Origin of the sequence: Gordonia bronchialis DSM 43247 (assembly GCF_000024785.1) — a bacterium.
Taxonomy (GTDB): Bacteria; Actinomycetota; Actinomycetes; order Mycobacteriales; family Mycobacteriaceae; genus Gordonia; species Gordonia bronchialis.
The window spans coordinates 1,282,871-1,299,144 of record NC_013441.1 but is presented as its reverse complement, the minus strand read 5'-3'; the positions used below and the strand labels follow the sequence as shown (position 1 = coordinate 1,299,144).

General features: G+C 68.6%; 18 protein-coding genes and 1 riboswitch. Of the genes, 10 read left to right on the top strand and 8 right to left on the bottom strand.

Going from position 1 to position 16,274, the window contains the following annotated elements; all coding sequences use genetic code 11:
• Positions 1-23: 23 nt before the first annotated feature.
• The gene (locus tag GBRO_RS06120; RefSeq protein WP_012833112.1) at positions 24-812 is read left to right on the top strand and encodes a hemerythrin domain-containing protein; all 789 of its coding nucleotides are present in this window, start codon (positions 24-26) and stop codon (positions 810-812) included.
• Positions 813-885: 73 nt separating this feature from the next.
• Here GBRO_RS06120 and GBRO_RS06115 read toward each other — a convergent pair whose 3' ends face one another.
• On the bottom strand, positions 886-2,025 hold the full coding sequence (locus tag GBRO_RS06115; protein ID WP_012833111.1) for an acyl-CoA dehydrogenase family protein: 1,140 nt from the start codon (positions 2,023-2,025) through the stop codon (positions 886-888).
• A gap of 80 nt (positions 2,026-2,105) precedes the next feature.
• Here GBRO_RS06115 and GBRO_RS06110 point away from each other — a divergent pair, with 80 nt between their 5' ends.
• Complete coding sequence (locus GBRO_RS06110; RefSeq protein ID WP_012833110.1) at positions 2,106-2,687, top strand: TetR/AcrR family transcriptional regulator; 582 nt, start codon at positions 2,106-2,108, stop codon at positions 2,685-2,687.
• Between the two features lie 59 nt (positions 2,688-2,746).
• On the opposite strand, the gene GBRO_RS06105 is transcribed toward GBRO_RS06110, so the two are convergent.
• Positions 2,747-5,569: a sacsin N-terminal ATP-binding-like domain-containing protein gene (locus GBRO_RS06105; protein WP_012833109.1), complete on the bottom strand. Its 2,823-nt coding sequence runs from the start codon at positions 5,567-5,569 to the stop codon at positions 2,747-2,749.
• Positions 5,570-5,577: 8 nt separating this feature from the next.
• The gene (locus GBRO_RS06100) at positions 5,578-6,330 is read right to left on the bottom strand and encodes a DUF3027 domain-containing protein (protein ID WP_370452946.1); all 753 of its coding nucleotides are present in this window, start codon (positions 6,328-6,330) and stop codon (positions 5,578-5,580) included.
• 196 nt (positions 6,331-6,526) lie between these two features.
• Between GBRO_RS06100 and GBRO_RS06095 the strand changes: the two genes are divergently transcribed.
• Positions 6,527-8,518 (top strand): MFS transporter, encoded by a 1,992-nt coding sequence (locus GBRO_RS06095; protein WP_012833107.1) that lies wholly within the window; start codon positions 6,527-6,529, stop codon positions 8,516-8,518.
• A 1-nt stretch (position 8,519) separates the two neighbouring features.
• Positions 8,520-9,059, top strand: coding sequence for a DUF2771 family protein (locus GBRO_RS06090; protein WP_012833106.1), 540 nt, complete (start codon positions 8,520-8,522; stop codon positions 9,057-9,059).
• A 40-nt stretch (positions 9,060-9,099) separates the two neighbouring features.
• On the opposite strand, the gene GBRO_RS27495 is transcribed toward GBRO_RS06090, so the two are convergent.
• Complete coding sequence (locus GBRO_RS27495; protein ID WP_041919753.1) at positions 9,100-9,513, bottom strand: cold-shock protein; 414 nt, start codon at positions 9,511-9,513, stop codon at positions 9,100-9,102.
• A 218-nt stretch (positions 9,514-9,731) separates the two neighbouring features.
• On the opposite strand from GBRO_RS27495, the gene GBRO_RS06080 reads away from it, so the two are divergent.
• The 5 genes from GBRO_RS06080 (at position 9,732) to GBRO_RS06060 (ending at position 12,923) form a co-directional block, all read left to right on the top strand.
• On the top strand, positions 9,732-9,953 hold the full coding sequence (locus GBRO_RS06080) for a hypothetical protein (RefSeq protein WP_012833104.1): 222 nt from the start codon (positions 9,732-9,734) through the stop codon (positions 9,951-9,953).
• A gap of 3 nt (positions 9,954-9,956) precedes the next feature.
• On the top strand, positions 9,957-10,490 hold the full coding sequence (locus GBRO_RS06075) for a flavin reductase family protein (RefSeq protein ID WP_012833103.1): 534 nt from the start codon (positions 9,957-9,959) through the stop codon (positions 10,488-10,490).
• Positions 10,490-11,587 (top strand): GTP 3',8-cyclase MoaA, encoded by a 1,098-nt coding sequence (gene moaA, locus GBRO_RS06070; RefSeq protein WP_012833102.1) that lies wholly within the window; start codon positions 10,490-10,492, stop codon positions 11,585-11,587. Before GBRO_RS06075 ends, moaA begins: the two co-directional genes overlap by 1 nt.
• 7 nt (positions 11,588-11,594) lie before the next feature.
• A complete protein-coding gene (locus GBRO_RS06065) occupies positions 11,595-11,843 on the top strand; it encodes a MoaD/ThiS family protein (protein ID WP_012833101.1) in 249 nt (82 codons plus the stop codon).
• Between the two features lie 255 nt (positions 11,844-12,098).
• Positions 12,099-12,281: riboswitch (cyclic di-AMP (ydaO/yuaA leader) on the top strand.
• Positions 12,282-12,287: 6 nt separating this feature from the next.
• Positions 12,288-12,923, top strand: coding sequence for a transglycosylase family protein (locus GBRO_RS06060; RefSeq protein WP_012833100.1), 636 nt, complete (start codon positions 12,288-12,290; stop codon positions 12,921-12,923).
• 143 nt (positions 12,924-13,066) lie between these two features.
• On the opposite strand, the gene GBRO_RS06055 is transcribed toward GBRO_RS06060, so the two are convergent.
• From GBRO_RS06055 to GBRO_RS06040, 4 genes are read right to left on the bottom strand one after another with little or no spacing between them, the layout of a single operon-like run.
• Positions 13,067-13,504: a molybdenum cofactor biosynthesis protein MoaE gene (locus tag GBRO_RS06055; protein WP_012833098.1), complete on the bottom strand. Its 438-nt coding sequence runs from the start codon at positions 13,502-13,504 to the stop codon at positions 13,067-13,069.
• Positions 13,504-14,010 carry a MogA/MoaB family molybdenum cofactor biosynthesis protein gene (locus GBRO_RS06050; RefSeq protein WP_012833097.1) on the bottom strand — a complete coding sequence of 169 codons (507 nt, stop codon included), beginning with the start codon at positions 14,008-14,010 and terminating at the stop codon, positions 13,504-13,506. The genes GBRO_RS06055 and GBRO_RS06050 overlap by 1 nt, the downstream gene beginning before the upstream one ends.
• Positions 14,003-14,515: a cyclic pyranopterin monophosphate synthase MoaC gene (moaC, locus tag GBRO_RS06045; protein ID WP_012833096.1), complete on the bottom strand. Its 513-nt coding sequence runs from the start codon at positions 14,513-14,515 to the stop codon at positions 14,003-14,005. Before moaC ends, GBRO_RS06050 begins: the two co-directional genes overlap by 8 nt.
• A 4-nt stretch (positions 14,516-14,519) precedes the next feature.
• Positions 14,520-14,720, bottom strand: a complete 201-nt coding sequence (locus tag GBRO_RS06040) for a hypothetical protein (RefSeq protein WP_041920279.1) — start codon at positions 14,718-14,720, stop codon at positions 14,520-14,522.
• Positions 14,721-14,862: 142 nt separating this feature from the next.
• Between GBRO_RS06040 and GBRO_RS27350 the strand changes: the two genes are divergently transcribed.
• Positions 14,863-16,044, top strand: a complete 1,182-nt coding sequence (locus GBRO_RS27350; protein WP_265338552.1) for a DsbA family protein — start codon at positions 14,863-14,865, stop codon at positions 16,042-16,044.
• Positions 16,045-16,274 lie beyond the last annotated feature (230 nt).

The window sequence follows — 16,274 nt, the reverse complement described above, 5'->3', positions numbered from 1 at the left end:
ACACCAGCAGAAGGCCGATCCCCATGATCACCACGACCCCGACCACCACCGCTGCTTACTCCGCGGCACATACAACCACCGTACCCGCCGCCGACCTCGCCTATCCCGTTCAGCTACGACTCCCCGGACAGGCGGGCGCACCGGAGGGACCGGTGGACCCGTTCATGATGTACGTGATCCACCACTTCTTCCGTCGCGAGCTGGCCGATTTCGCGGCGTGTGTCCCACACCCCCCCGTCGACGACATCGCCACCTGGGGCGCGCTGGCCGAACGATGGTCGCTGTTCTGCGAAACGCTGCACCACCACCACACCGGCGAAGACGAGGTCTTGTGGCCGCTGCTGCTCGAGCGCAGCAACCCCGCCGAACAGGTGGTGATCTATGCCATGGAAGCCGAGCACGAGGTCATCGACCCGCTGATGGCATTGTGCACGGCCGGATTCCTGCGGATGGCCACTCCGGATCCCGACTTCGGGGGCTGCGAGAGGATTCGCACCGACCTGGCGAGCGCCGTGGAGCGTACCCGCGTCGTCCTCGGCAATCATTTGGCGCACGAAGAGGGTGAGGCCATCGCGATCGTGCAGCGACACATGACGCCCGGTGAATGGACGGACTTCGAAAAGAAGATGGGCGACGGCTCCACTTTGCGCGAGGCACTCACGCTGGCGCCGGCCATGCTCGCCGGACTCGACGACGCCGACCGCGCCGCCGTCCTCACCCGGGTTCCGACGGCGCTTCGGGTCATTGCCTGGCTGGGCGGGCGGCGTTTTTGGCGCGCACACCGGCGGACGTTCTTCTACGATCCCCGCTGAAATCTGTATCAGTGGGGCAGGGCACGTGGATAGTCCACTCGCCGGTCGTAGGTACAGATTTCGGCGCGGCGCGTCAGCCGGCCAGCGCCCGACCGATCACGAGCCGCTGAATCTGGTTGGTGCCCTCGAAGATCTGGGTGATCTTGGCCTCGCGCATATAGCGCTCGACCGGGAAGTCGCGGGTGTATCCGTAACCGCCGAACACCTGCACTGCATCGGTGGTGACCTTCATCGCCGCGTCGGTGGCGACGAGTTTGGCGGTTGCCGCGGCACGCGAGTAGGTCATCCCGGCGTCGCGTCGTCGGGCCGCGTCCAGATAGGTGGCCCGGGCCGAATCGACCGCGGCAGCCATGTCGGCGAGCACAAAGGACAGGCCCTGGTGGTCGATGATCTTGCGGCCGAAGGTGGTTCGCTCCTGGGCGTACTCCACGGCGGCGTCGAGTGCTGCCTGCGCGAGTCCGGTGGCGACCGCGGCGATACCGAGTCGGCCGGAGTCCAACGCGGAGAAGGCAATCGGGAGTCCCTGACCTTCGGTACCGATCAGGCGGTCGGCGTCGACAAGCGCGTCATCGTAGTTGGCCGCGGTGGTCGGCACCGCATGCAATCCCATCTTGTCCTCCGGCTTGCCGAAGCGCAGTCCGTCGGTATCGCGGGCGACGAGGAAGCACGAGATCCCTTTGGACCCTTCGCCCGTTCGCGCGAACACGTTGTACACGTCGGCGATCCCCCCGTGCGTGATCCACGCCTTGGCGCCGTTGATCCGGTACCCGCCGTCGGCGACGACGGCGCGGCAGTTCAACGCGGCCGCATCCGAACCGGCTTGCGGCTCGGACAGGCTGTAAGCGCCGATGAGCTTGCCGTTCAACAGATCCGGTAGCCAACGCTGCTTCTGTTCGTCGGTGCCGAAGTTCATCAACGGATGGCACGCGAGCCCGTGCACGCTCACTGCGACAGCGACGGCCGCCCAGCGGGCCCCGAGCTCCTCGAGCACCTGCAGATACACCTCGTAGGGCTGTCCACCCCCGTCCCATTCGGTGGGGTACGGCAGTCCGAGCAGTCCCGCCTCCCCCAGTTCCGCGAACAACCCCTCGGGGTAGGTCTGCGCCTTCTCGTGCTCGTCGACGATCGGCGCCATCCGCTTGTCGGCGATGTCACGGACAAGGGCGATTAGGTCGCGAGCCTCGTCGCTGGGAAGAAGACGTTCGACGGGCATCAGACCTCCGATGGGAACAGAAACAGTACTCAGGTACGTTCTACAGTACTATATCGGCTGACGCCACGAAAGGATCGGACATGTCCGCACCGCACCGGTTCCCCACCCGGCGACGTGCCGCCCTCTTCGACGCGCTGCTCACGCTGTTCCTCGACGAGGGATTCGCCCATCTCGCCATCGCCGATATCGCCGCCCGACTCCGCTGCTCGAAGTCGACGCTCTACACACTCGCCGAAAGCAAGGAGCAACTCGCGACCCTCGCGGTCACCCACTTCTTCCGCACCGCCACCGATCAGGTCGAGGACCGCGTCGCCGCCGTCGACGATCCGGCCGAGCGGGTGAGCACCTATCTGCTCGCCGTCGGCGAGGCATTGGCACCGGCGTCGGCGGCGTTCATCCGCGACGTCAACGCCTTCTCCCCCACTCGCGCGCTCTACGAGCTCAACACCGCGGCAGCCGCGCGTCGGGTCCAGACATTGATCTCCGACGGTGCGGCGGCCGGGGCCTTCCGCGACGTCGACGCCGCCTTCGCGGCCGATCTGGCGGCGTCGATGATGAGCCGCATCCAACGTGGTGAGGTGGCCGAGGTCACCGGGCTCGACGACGCCACCGCCTACCGACAACTGGCCGCCATCCTGACCGTCGGAATTCATGCCCACTGAACGCAATCCGACCACGGTCAACACAATTCGACGCACGGTCAACGGAATTGGACGCACGGTCAACGCTGGAGGTGAGTGACTCCGCGGTCGTCGACCCACCAGGACACCCGGCGCTCGCGCTCGCCGTCGCGGCGGCGGACCGTGACCCAGAGTGCATCGTGCAGGCGCACCTGACCCGACGGTGGCACATCCCCGCGGAGCGCACCGAACCGGACCGCCACCGCCTCGTCCCAGGTCACGGCCTGCCCCTCGTCACGAACAACGGTCGTCAGTTCGTCGCTCGCACAGGGCAGTTCGAGTAGGTCGGCAAGAATCTCAGCGGCCGAGGAGTCGATCACGCGTCCGGCCAGAACCGCCTCCTCATCGGCGAGCACCGCCAGCAGCCACGGCTGGTCCACGACCATCGCGTCATCGCTCACGGTTTCCGCCAGAGTGCGCGCCCCGGAGGGGATTTCGACGTCGTCGACGCTGAACCGTCCGTGCCGGCAGGCGTCGATCACCGCGGCATGAACTCCGGCCGCGACGCCGGCACTGACGCGGCGGTCCGGATCGGCCAGGCGGGTCAACAGCAGCGAGGCCGCCGCCGCGTCAGCGGGGTCCCGGGTGGCCAGCGTGCCCGCCAACTCGTCGGCGTGCGGGTGCGGCAAGGGATCGAGCACCCCCTGCAGGGCTCGGTCGGATGGGGCCCGGTAGTCACCCAGCAACAGACCGTCGACCTCGGCGTTGCCCCGCAGCCACCACGCGGTGTACCCATCCCGGTCACGCAGCAGCGGAGCGATACGCTCGTCGGCGACAAGCAATTCCAGCGCTCGCGGCCAGCGATCCGGGTCCACCAGATCGAGATCGCGGACCGCGTGGAGTTCGGCGGGCGGCTCATCATGACCGTCCCACCACAATTCCTCGTCGGGCAGCTCGTGGTCGGGCGCCGTGGGCAGATCGTCGGAGATCACCATGAATCCCCATCCCACGCCGAGCCGGCGCAGCACGTCCGCGCCGTAGGCGTCCAGCATCGAGCTGTCGACGATGCCGAAGGGATGATCGTCGACGAGCACCGAGCCGAGTGGGCTCTCCGGCAGCAACAATTCGTCTGCTGGGCGCCAGTCGCCGGCATCATCGGGTAGCGGGAGCCCGGCGAGCCCGGCCGGCACCTTCGCATCCTCGTCGGCATGCAGGAGGGTCAGCACCTCATCGGCGAGACCGGCGGCGAGCTCGCCATCCGGCTCGTCGGCCGCGGCGTCGACGAGCTGTTCCAAGCCCGGATCGGCCAACGCCTGTGCCACGGTCAGCTCCTGCGCACCGAGCCGTTCCAGCAACGGATGACGGGCGACCGGGTCGACGGTCGGCAGCCAGCGCATTCCAGACGTGATCGACTCGGAGACGTAGAGTCCGCGCACACCGATGGCCATGCGGCCATCCGACCGGGGAACCGGCAGTGCGGCAAGCTCTTCGACCTCCCGCGAGCTGGCGACCAGCGGCGCCAGCGCAGCGTAGAGCCGATGCCACCAGTCCGGCGCGCGCTCCACACCGGCCAGCCGCTCGGCGACCGCGGCGAGACCGAGTTCGTCCACCCCGAGTCGCCGCAGTATCGGCAATTGTCCCGGGTCGGAGACCGCGGGATGGACGAGGTCACCGAACAACTCACCCAGCACCGCGGCCAGATCGTCGGAAAGTCCGGGCAGCACCACAGATCTCGCGGGTGCCAGATCATCCCCGTCGACGCCGGGCAACCAGGCCTGCGCACGCAGGTCCGCAAGGACGGCGTCGACGAGGCGGGCGTCGTCACGATTACGGGCCCGATGCGGCTCGGGCACCAGACCCAACCGTCGGCGGAGGTCGACCGACCGCATCAGGGCGACGTAACCCGGTGCAGCCGAGGCGATGTCGGCGTCCGGATGCAGATGACGACGGTCCGGGGTCAGCGGCAGGCCGGCGATCAGACGACACGGCAGGGACAGTTCGACGCCGGTCGGCGTGGGAGCCCGCAACACGTTGCGGTCGGGGTCCTCCGCCGGGCCGTCGAGACGCACCAGCCATCGCGTCGCGCCGCGCCGCGCCTGCAACCAGCGCCGCACCTGCACACCGCCCGCGGACGTGATCCGCACGGCGATCTCGCTGATGGTGGCACCCGCCCCCGACAACTCCGGGCGCTCGACCCACTCGGCATCGACGACGTTGTCGGCCACCGTGATCCGACTCAACCCCGACAGTTCGAGGAGGAGATCGGGCGCCTGGGCGAGCATCGAATCCAACAGCTCCTCGCCCGGCCGATCCCGCAGATGCAAGACCACCTCGGTGTCGAAGCCGTCGGCGGGTGGCTGCCCCGACGCCCACGGCAGCCGCAGCAACGGGAACGCACTCGACGACATCGACGACGAAAGGTCAACGCCCGCATCGACAATCGCCTGCGCGGTGGCCGCACGGTCGAAGACCACCGAACCCGTGGTGGATCGCAGCTCCACCCGGTCGGCGACCGTGGCGGTGGCGGTGAACCCGACACCGAAGCGACCCACCTGATCGCGGTGATCGCGGTCCGACGATTTGGCCGACACCCGCAGCGCCGACAGCGAACGCACCCCTTCGACGCTCAGCGGAGCGCCGGTGTTGGCCACGTGCAGTTCCGAACCCGACAGCCAGATCGTCAGTGCCCCAGGTTGTTCGGCAACGGCCGCGGCATCGGCGGCATTGGCGGCGAGTTCGGTCAGGAGCCGGTCGCGATAGCCGACGGTGACCAGATCGGTCTCGGCCGCGATGTCCTCGGCCAGCCGCGTCGGCGACGACCGCCACGCCTGCAGCGTCGCCGCCCGCACGCGCGCCGTGCCGAACGGATCTGGGTTGACCGGATCTGCGTCGGACGAGTCAGCGTCGGACGGGCTGGGGACCACCGGGCCGGTCAGGAAACGGACGGTTCGGCGACAGAACCGATCTCGGCCCGGACCACCTCGAGCGCACCGTCGTCGTAGGCGTCATAGGCCGGGGAGCCATCACCACCCTTGGGCGGCGGGACGTCGGAGTGTGCGCCGCAACCGTATTCGGCCGACACCACGCGACCGTCGGCGGCGAACTCGTTGGCGCACGCGCCGAAGGCGGCATGCAGCGCACCCGACAGCGGAATGTAGAAACCGCACGTGCAGCACGAGAACTGCGCGGCCTGCGCCATCGCCGAGCCGGGACCGAAATCGCCGTCGTACCACCGCTGAGCGGCGTCGTCACGGCCCTGCGGGCTCAACAGCCGACGACGCCCGAGCCCGATCTCACCGCTGAGTTGACCGAACTCGTCGGGATCGATCTCGTCGGAGGAGAACCGGAACTCGTCGCCGGTGTCGACCTGATTCGGCACCAGCCGCGGGTCGTCGGGTTCGGCGGCGAGCAGATCACCCGGGGTTAGGTCGCCGGTGGCGATGCGATCGACCCACGGCACCCACTCGGGCGCGAGCAACGAACCCTCTCCGGGCAGCAGGACGACCTCGCTGACGGTGATCTCTTCCGAGCCGGGCGAGGTGGCCAGCACCACACACCACTGCCAGCCGCGGTAACCGGCGAGGTCGGCGTCGAAGTAATGTGCGGCAGCCCAGTCGCCCTCGGCGACGCCACGACGGTGGGTACCGGGCACCTGACCGTCGTCGATCAACGCGTCACGCGCGATGTCGACGGCGGCGAGAAGACGGTCGGTCCCACCCGGCTGACTGCTGTCGCCGGACGGCTCGGCGGGCGTCTCGGCGGCGGGGTTCACATCGGGACCACTGGGTTCTGTCACGTTTCCAGTGTGCAACACCGCGCACGTGGCATACACAACGACCCACTTCAAGCGGGTGGCGGTCCCGATAGGGAACAATCGTTGTGTGCACCGACCGAGTTCCCGACAACACGACGAGGGGCGCGGGGCCCCCGGAGGTCCGGCGAACCCGCACCCTGGCCACCCGGCCGATGATCCCCGGCGACGCCGTGGGTCCGATCATCGGGGTGCCGCCCATCCCGGTACGGCCAACTACCCTGCCGAGGACCCTGCCCCGCGACCGCGACGGCCCGCACCCGGTTGGGGTCCCGCCGCGGCCCCCGGACCCGGCCGCAAGGCATATCTGCCGCCGCCGACCCACAATCCGCACCTGCCGCCGCTGGACGACGCCGACCAGCCCACCGATGCCCGCACCGGCACCCGTGCGATGCCGACCGAGGCCACCGGACCGCGGATGCCCAAGAAGCTCACCGTGATGCGCGTCGCCGCCTTGCGCAGCCGTGAACTCACCGGCCGCGGCATCGGCAAGATCCACCGCGCCGCAACCGCCGACGGCGCCGACCAGTCCGGGCTCACCGCGCTGACCCTGCCGGTGATCGCCAACTTCGCCGTCGACGCCGCCATGGCCGTCGCACTGGCCAACACCTTGTTCTTCGCTGCCGCGTCCGGCGAATCCAAGGTCAGCGTCGGGCTCTACCTCGCACTGACCATCGCCCCCTTCGCCCTGATCGCCCCACTCATCGGCCCGCTTCTGGACCGCTTGCAGCGCGGTCGGCGCATCGCGATGGCGACCACCTTCGGACTGCGCGTCGTACTGGCACTGCTGATCATGGCGAACGTCTCCTGGGATGAGGCAGCCAAGCAACTGAACTACGACCCCTGGGTCCTCTATCCGTGCGCGCTGGGACTGCTCGTGCTGTCCAAGTCGTTCGGTGTGCTCAAGTCGGCGGTCACCCCGCGCGTGGTGCCACCGACCATCGACCTGCCGCGGGTGAATTCGCGGCTCACCATGTTCGGCCTGGTCGGCGGGACGATCATCGGCGGCGCGATCGCCGGGTTGATCGAGATCCTCCTCGCCAAGGCGCTGCCGTTCCACCTGCCCGGCGCCATGCTGTGGCTGGCGATCGTCGCGGCGGCCGGCGCCTACCTGTGCATGCGAATCCCGTCCTGGGTGGAGGTCACCGAGGGCGAGATCCCGACCACGTTCACCTACCACGGCGAACCCGCCCGCTCGAGCGTCCCCGAACACGAGGGCGTCCTGGGCAGCGCCAAGGACGGCGCCAAGGGACTCGCGGCCAAGATGCGTCAGCCGCTGGGCCGCAAGGTGGTTGCGGGCCTGTGGGGCAACGGCACCATCCGCATCCTCACCGGGTTCCTCACCCTGTTCATCGCGTTCTACGCCAAGGCGCAGCAGACGGCGAACCCCGACGAGGGCGGGTTCACCCAGCTCCTGCTGATCGGTGCGGTCGGCGCGGCCGCGGGCGTCGGGAACGCCCTGGGCAACGGCATCGGAACCCGCCTGGAACTGAAGAATCCGCCCACCATCGTCGTCGGGTCGACGGCCGCCTGCTTCGTCGTCGCCGTGCTCGCCGCCATCTTCGGCAACGTGCTCGCCGCCTGCATCGCCGCGCTCGTCGCCTCCGGGACGAGTGCCATCGGCAAGGTCTGCCTCGACTCGTCGATCCAGGACGATCTGCCCGACGAATCACGGGCATCGGCGTTCGGCCGGTCGGAGACCGTCCTGCAGTTGTCCTGGGTGTTCGGGGCGTCGCTGGGCGTGCTGCTGCCGCCGTATCTGTGGCTCGGGTTCACCGTGGTCTCGGTACTGCTCGGCATCGGCCTGCTGCAGACGATCATGACGTGGCGCGGGTCGTCGCTGGTACCCGGACTCGGTGGCCGGCGTCCCGACCACGCGATGCCGACGATGGCCTTCGCCGCCCCGACCACCGATCGGCTGCGCGCCCATCCGCGCACCGAACGCGCCGCCGGCCCGTCCGGTGCGCCCACTCGCGCACAGCCACAGACTTATTCGCCGCGGGACCGCGGCGGGCACACCTCACACCCCGGCCACCGGCCCGACCACTCCGGGAAGCACTGACATGTACTTGCGCAGCGGCGAGAAGAAGGCGCTCGCCATCATCACGGCGGTCGCCGTGCTCTTTGTCGCCGTCGTGGGGACGGCGGTGTTCCTGCTGGTGCGCGACGCACCCCGCGAACACCAGCCCTACCTGCACGTGGCGACCGATGACGGACTCCACCAGATCGACCCTGTCCGGTGGTGCGACTTGTTCCTGCGGGGCTGCGATCCGCCGCTGGATCGGCCGCAGCGCGACACCCCGCACGTCCCGGTCCCGATCGGTACGACGGCGGTCCTTTCGGTGTCGACGAGCATCGGCGAGGGACCGTGGACGCTGATTGCGCTGTACTCCACGCCACGCGGGCCCTACGAGGACGAAAAAACCTACGCCTCCGGCAGCCGCTACACCGTCATCCTCCGGTCACGACCCGATTCGGTGCTGCTCGGGATCACCGTCAACCTGCCCTCGGCGATCATCAACCAGGACGGGACGCTCGGACCGGCCCGAGGGGTACTGGCCGTCGACACCAAACCGGCCGATTACATGGTCCCCGAGGCCTGACGGCCCGGGGACGCACACGCCGGCCATCCGGCCGGCGAACTCAGTGGTCGAGCTCTCGGGCGACCGCCCGGACCACCTCGGAGATCCGCTGAGCGGTCTTGCGATCGGGATAGCGTCCCTTGCGCAGATCCGGCTGCACCTTGCCTTCGAGCAGGGTGATGAGATCGGCGACCATGCCGTGCAGCTCGTCAGGGCTGTGCCGCTTGACTTCCTTACGCGCGGCCTCGCGCGTGTTCTTGGCGACGCTGGGCGCCGGCTCCAGAACGGTCACGCTCAGGGCCTGCGGGCCGCGTCGTCCCGCGGCCATGCCGAACTCGACGCGCTGTCCGGGCTTGAGCCCCTCGACACCGTCGGGCAACGCCGAAGAACGGACGTAGACGTCCTCGCCGTCCTCCTGTGCCAGGAAGCCGAAGCCCTTCTCCGCGTCGTACCACTTCACCTTGCCGGTCGGCACTGTGCTCACCCTCATCTGTTCGGATCGGTCACAACAAAAGGCACCGTCACCCATCGCGAGTGAGCCTTACATGAACAAGCTCGGACAAGATGAGCAAGGCGCCTGGTCGGTCAATGGTAGCCAACCGCCGCCAGACGAGTCACGGGCATTACCCGTCATGCGAGTGAGCCCACACCGGTTGGGCCGGCCGGGGCCGGGAAGTGATCTACCGTGGAGGTATGCAACGCACTGGAACCGCGCGCCGATCGGTGAGCCTGGTCGCGGTCGCCGGCGTGGTTTTCGCCATCGGAATCCTCGCCGTGATCGCCCTGTTCGTCACGCCGCTCGTCAGCCACGGCGACACCGCCCCGACCGCGGTCTACCTGCTGACGATGTGCGCGCCCCTCGGTTTCGCCCTCGGTCTGGTCGCGGCCCTTCGATCCGGGCGGCGGGTGCGATAACAGATGACCACCACCGACCGCATCGCCTTCGAGCTCGCTCCCGCCTCCGACGCGTCCGCATTGCGTCAGGCCTACAGTTGTTTCCCGTCCGGCGTCGTCGCTGTCTGTTCCCAGGACCCCGCCGAACCGGATTCGCGCGCACTGATCGGAATGGCGGCCAGTTCGTTCACCACTGTCTCCCTCGATCCGCCCCTGGTGTCGGTGTGCGTACAGAACGCCTCGACCACCTGGCCGCGTCTGCGCACCGCCCCGGCGATCGGCGTGAGCGTGTTCGCCGGTGAACAGTCGCAGCTGTGCCGGCAGATGGCCGGTACCGCCGAGCACCGCTTCGACGGGATCACGCCGCTGCTGGGCGACGACGGCGCGGTGTTCATCCCGGACGCCGCCGCCCACCTGTCGTGCACCATCCACAACGAGATCCAGGCCGGCGACCACACCGTGGTCCTCCTGGCGATCGAGACCCTGCGCGCCGACCCCACCGTCGAACCACTTGTGTTCCACGCCAGCACTTTCCGCGCTCTGGAAGCCAGACGGTAGTGACGACCGTCGCGCTCGGGTTGCCGACACGCCGCGTGCCCGACGCCGCGGCGTCGGCCCCGGGACGTCCGGAGGCAGCCGGCGGCGCGCTGATCGACACCTTCGGCCGGGTAGCGCGCGATCTGCGGGTCTCGGTCACCGACCGCTGCAATCTGCGCTGCACCTACTGCATGCCCGCCGAGGGGCTGGACTGGATGGATTCCGCGGAACTGCTCAGCACCGATGAACTGGTGCGGGTGCTGACCGTCGCGGTGCGGGACCTCGGCGTGCACCGCATCCGCTTCACCGGCGGCGAACCGCTGCTGCGGCGCGATCTGGAGGAGATCATCGCGCGCATGGCGGCGCTCCCGCAGCGACCCGAGCTGGCCATGACCACAAACGGTCTGGGCCTGACCAGGCGGGCCCGCGGACTGGTCGACGCCGGCCTCGACCGCATAAACGTCTCGCTCGACACCGTCGATGCGCAACGGTTCGCCGAGATCACCCGGCGCGACCGGCTGCACGACGTCCTCGCCGGGCTGGCCGCGGCCCGCGACGCCGGGCTCGACCCGGTGAAGGTGAACGCGGTCCTCGCCGACCACTCCGACCTCGCCCGGTTGCCCGACCTCCTCGCGTTCTGCCTGCGGGAGGGTTACGAACTGCGGATCATCGAACAGATGCCGCTCGACGCCGATCATGCGTGGGCGCGTGCGCGCATGGTGACTGCCGACGAGATCCTCGGCGCGTTGTCGGCGGCCTTCGACCTTCGGCCCGACGACGCGCCGCGCGGCAGCGCACCCGCAGCGACGTGGATCGTCGACGGCCATCAGCGGGCCGGGCGTCCGGCGCGGGTCGGCGTGATCGCATCGGTGACACGGCCGTTCTGCGGGGACTGCGACCGCACCCGGCTCACCGCCGACGGCTCGCTGCGCAACTGTCTGTTCGCGACGACCGAGACGGATCTGCGCTCTGTTCTCCGCACCCTGCCCGACGACCGAATCGACGATGCGATCGCGGCCCGCTGGCGCGCCAACGCGTGGGCCAAGGCGGCCGGGCACGCGGTCAACACCCCCGACTTCCGGCAGCCTGCCCGGCCGATGTCTGCGATCGGCGGCTGAGAGCCCCATGCAGCTGACCGTCCGCTATTTCGCTGCCGCGCGCGCGGCTGCAGGTGCCGAGAGCGTCGTCGTCGACGTGGAACCGGCCACGACCGTAGGCGAACTGGAAGCTCTGCTCGCAGCCGGAAACCCCGCTCTCGCCGCGGTTCTGCCCCGCTGCTCGTATCTGCGCGACGAGATCGCCGTCCGCGACCGGAACCGGCCGCTGGGCCACTGCACGACCCTCGACGTGTTGCCGCCATTCGCGGGTGGCTGAGACCACAATCGCGCTGTGACCTTGCTCACATAACGGTGAGGTAACAAGTAGGACACGAGACGACCACTGGTGCCGTGAACTGCGATGACGGCCCATCGGCGCCGAAAGTCCCGAATTCGACACCGAATTCAGGTTGTGCGAGACCTGTGATTCGACCGAATGAACGTCGTACTGTACGAGACGACCCCGCGGGGGTCACAGAAAAGCAGACAGAAAGATAACGTCTCGCCGGCCGCGCCGAGCCTCGCTCCGCCGACGAGACCGACACCGAGAACAGATTTCTAGGAGCGAGGACGGGGGACCCACCCTCATCCCCTGAGACCGGGCATCACACCGATGTCCTTGGGGTTAAGTCCCAGGGCTCACAAGGCCCCGGGACCGAGCAACCTCTCGCTCGAACCCGACAGCTGACTTCGTAGGCGCGTGGAGAGAGGAATTCGATTCATGTCCGGACGTCATCGCAAGCAGACGACCAACACGACCACCAAGACCCTCGCCAAGGTCGCGCTCACCGGAGCAGTCCTCGGCGGTGGCGCAGCCCTGCTGGGCACCGGCTCGGCCAACGCCGCCACCGATTCCGAGTGGAACCAGGTTGCCCAGTGCGAGTCGGGCGGCAACTGGGCCATCAACACCGGAAACGGCTACCATGGCGGCCTCCAGTTCAGCCCGAGCACCTGGGCCGGCCACGGCGGCACCCAGTTCGCCCCGAGCGCCGACCAGGCGACTCGCGAGGAGCAAATCGTCGTCGCCGAGCGTGTTCTCGCCGGCCAGGGCAAGGGCGCATGGCCGAGCTGCGGCGGACCGCTCTCCGGCCCGACCCCGCGCACCGCGCCCAACGACGTGAACCCGATCCGCAACCAGCCGCAGGCCCCGGAGCACAAGGACTTCAACCTGGCCAAGGCTCCCAACGCCAAGTCCACCGATGACGTCGCCAACCAGGTCGACAGCGCCCTGGACTCATCGAACGTGACCCCCGAGGTCAAGCAGATGTGGAAGGCCGCCAAGGACAGTGGCGTCAAGCTGAGCCCGGAGCAGATCAAGCTGTTCAACCAGAACAAGCACCTGCTGCCGCTGCCCTGAGCTGACCTGAATCAGCCCTGAGTCGCCCGGACCCGCGCAGTGGCCCGGATGGGCCCCTTGTCGAAGGGCCCCGCACGATGAATGATCCGTGCGGGGCCCTTTTCCATTCTTCTGCTCTCCCCCGGACGCACGGGACGACGGCGTCAGGCCGATCCGACCCACTCGTCGGAGCCGTCGTCGAAGAACTGGTGTTTCCACACCGGCAGACGTGCCTTGACCTCGTCCACGAGCCGCGCGCACGTCTCGAAGGCGGCCCGACGATGGTCGGCGGCGACCGCCACGATGAACGCGGCGTCACCGACCACCAGGTCACCCACCCGGTGTGACACCGCCACCGCGCGGATCTCCGCGTCGAGTGTCACCTCCGCAACGACCTCGGCGAGCACCCGAGGTGCCGTCGGGTGCGACGAGTAGGACAGTGCGCGAACCCCTCGCCCGTGGTCGTGATCGCGCACCGCGCCGACGAAGCCGACGATCGCGCCCGCGTGCCCCGCCGCTGCCTCGGCAACCCAGCGCTCGTGCTCCATCAGGTCGATCGCGGTATCGGCGACCTCGGCCCGGATCGGATGACTGTGCCCCATCAGTGATCTCCGCCGCGGATCTGGTCGATGGCGTGGTGGACGACGCCGTCGAGGACGCCGAGTCCGTCGCGCACGCCGCCGGTCGAGCCCGGGAGGTTGACGATCAGTGTTGTCACGGCGACCCCGGCGGTGGCGCGCGAGAGCACAGCGGTCGGCACGGCCGGCAGTCCGGCGGTGCGGATGGCGTCGGCGAGACCGGGGATCTCGACGTCGAGCAGCGCACGGGTCTGCTCCGGGGTCCGATCGGTGGGCGTCAGACCGGTTCCGCCGGTGGTGATCACGAGGTGCGCCTCGGCGTAGATCGCGGCGCGGATCGCTTCGCCGACGGGCGGGCCGTCGGCGACGACGACGTGCTCGTCGACGGTGAAACCCTGCGCGCCGAGCCAGTCGCTGATGATCGGCCCGGAACGGTCGAGGTATTGGCCGCGGCTCGCCCGCGTCGACGCGACCACGATCCAGGCGTGCAGCTCACGCCCTGTCCCGTCACTTACCGTCTCGTCACTCACTGTGGTCCCGACGCCAGGTGCCCGACTTGCCGCCGGTCTTCTCCAGCAAGCGGATATCCCCCATCGATGCGCGGCGGTCGACGGCCTTGACCATGTCGTGCAGGGTGAGTCCGGTGACGGCGACCGCGGTGAGGGCTTCCATCTCGACGCCGGTCTGGCCGGATGTGGCAACCGTGGCGGTGACGTCGATGTGGTCGGCACCGATGTCGAAATCGATCTCCACCGACGACAGTGCGAGCTGGTGACAGAGCGGGATCAGCTCGTCGGTGCGTTTGGCGGCCATGATGCCGGCGATACGGGCAGTGGCCAGCACGTCTCCCTTGGGGAGGCGGGCTTCGCTGAGCAGGTCGATGACCTCGGTCGTCGTCCGGAAGGTTCCGCCCGCGATGGCGCGGCGGCTGGTGGTGGCCTTACCACCGACGTCGACCATGCGCGCGGTCCCCGACGCGTCGATGTGCGTCAGGCCGGGGTCGCGGCCGGACGGGTCGCTCGCCGGCGGTGGCATGAAATCAGCGGTTGATGACCGTCTTGGACTGCACGAACGGCAGCTCGTCCAGCGGCAGCGGGAACTCGACATCGCCGTAGGGCGACAACGCGCCGGAGATGTTGGTCGCGAACTCCGAGACGGCGTGCTCACCGTCGTCGAAGGGCCAGCCGTTGTCGACGTAGCGCTTCTTGCTGTGCTTGGCCGTCGCAACCTGCTTGGTCACTGCGTCGTCGGACACTGCGTTGTCGGTCACTGCTTTCTCGGTCACAGCCAGCATTCTGCCATGACGCGTCGCGCCACAGTTGATGGCCGCGGACCTTGCGTACTGTGGCGCCGGACGGAATACGACGAGAAGAGGTTGGCCGGTGGTCTCGGAGAACGACGGTAAGGGGCACGACGACGACGTGAGCTCCGACTCTGCGCCGACGCAGGCGCAGCCGATGGACGTCCAGCCCACCGAACAGCATCCGGACCAGACCACGCCCGTGGGGTGGCCCGACCCGGGGCAGGTTCCGCATGATCAGATCCCCACGGGACAAGTCCCACCCGGACAAGTCCCGCCCGGCCAGTTCCCGCCGGGAGAATTCCCACCGGGACAATTCCCACCGACGGCGCCGTATCCGAACGGTCCGGCATTCGGCGCCCCGCCGGCCGGGCCGCCATATTCGGGAGCACCGAATCAGGGAGCACCATTTCCGGGTGCGCCGTTCCCGGGTGCGCCGTTCCCGGGCCAGCAGTTCCCCGGTCAGCCGGGACCGCCGGCAAAGCCGTCGAATCGAGGGCCACTGATTGCCGGGATCGTCATCGCGGCGGTGGTCGTCGTAGCCGCGGTCAGCGTCGGCGTCTGGGCCCTCGTGCGAAACTCCGACTCGGACTCCACCTCGCGCGGGGACGGAGCGGCGGCGTCGGCGTCGGCGACATCACCCGCGGCGACATCACCCTCGGCGTCATCACCATCAGGCACACCGGCCGCGGTGCGGCCGAGTGTCGCGACCGGTTACGCGTTCCGGGTCAGTACCGCGCCGCGCGGCAGCCAGCCACCTGCGGTCGTAACGGTGTTCGAGGATCTGCAATGCCCGTTCTGCAAGCAGTTCGAAGCCCAGTTCGGGGCAGCGTTGCGCGGTATGCAGGCCAATCCGCGAGTGGCCGTCGACTATCGGATCATCTCATTCCTCGACCGTGCTTCGGAGAACGAGTACTCGTCGCGTGCGGCCAACGCGTCGGCCTGCGTCGCTGAGTCGACGGCGACCGGTGGCGACTGGTCGAAATGGCTTGCCTTCCACACGCTTCTGTTCGATCGTCAGCCGGCCGAAGGTGGTGCAGGACATGACGACAACGCACTCAACGCCTTTGCCGTGCAGGCCGGCGCTACCGATGTGTCCGCGTGTATCTCGGAGCGTCGCTACGCCGCCTGGATCGCCGAGGCCACGCAGGCGGGCCTCCGCGAGATCGAGGGCACACCGACCGTAAAGATCAACGGCACTGACCACGAACTCAGCACCCCCGACGCCCTGATCGCCGCGGTCAATCAGGCAGCCGGCAGCTAATCCCACGGGAAGTTGTTGCCGCGCAGCCGGATCAGTGATCTGGTTGCGCGACAACAACCATTGACGCTGGTCAGCGACCTAAATCGCGTGTGCGTTCTGAGTGATCTCACGCCTCAGCAGTCACACGAATCACCACACCCACCTCAAGGGCCACGCCGTCGAACGACTGGATGAGTAAAACCCCTGATGGCCCCTTCATTCGGTAGTGTCCGATTCGTTCATGGACCGCC

Coding starts and splice junctions, on each gene's coding strand:
- GBRO_RS06090 (WP_012833106.1), top strand. CDS start 8,520: ATGTACTTGCGCAGCGGCGAGAAGAAGGCGCTCGCCATCATCACGGCG.
- GBRO_RS06080 (WP_012833104.1), top strand. CDS start 9,732: ATGCAACGCACTGGAACCGCGCGCCGATCGGTGAGCCTGGTCGCGGTC.
- GBRO_RS06110 (WP_012833110.1), top strand. CDS start 2,106: ATGTCCGCACCGCACCGGTTCCCCACCCGGCGACGTGCCGCCCTCTTC.
- GBRO_RS06120 (WP_012833112.1), top strand. CDS start 24: ATGATCACCACGACCCCGACCACCACCGCTGCTTACTCCGCGGCACAT.
- moaC (WP_012833096.1), bottom strand. CDS start 14,515: ATGCCACCGCCGGCGAGCGACCCGTCCGGCCGCGACCCCGGCCTGACG.
- GBRO_RS06065 (WP_012833101.1), top strand. CDS start 11,595: ATGCAGCTGACCGTCCGCTATTTCGCTGCCGCGCGCGCGGCTGCAGGT.
- GBRO_RS06115 (WP_012833111.1), bottom strand. CDS start 2,025: ATGCCCGTCGAACGTCTTCTTCCCAGCGACGAGGCTCGCGACCTAATC.
- GBRO_RS06060 (WP_012833100.1), top strand. CDS start 12,288: ATGTCCGGACGTCATCGCAAGCAGACGACCAACACGACCACCAAGACC.
- GBRO_RS06055 (WP_012833098.1), bottom strand. CDS start 13,504: ATGGGGCACAGTCATCCGATCCGGGCCGAGGTCGCCGATACCGCGATC.
- GBRO_RS06075 (WP_012833103.1), top strand. CDS start 9,957: ATGACCACCACCGACCGCATCGCCTTCGAGCTCGCTCCCGCCTCCGAC.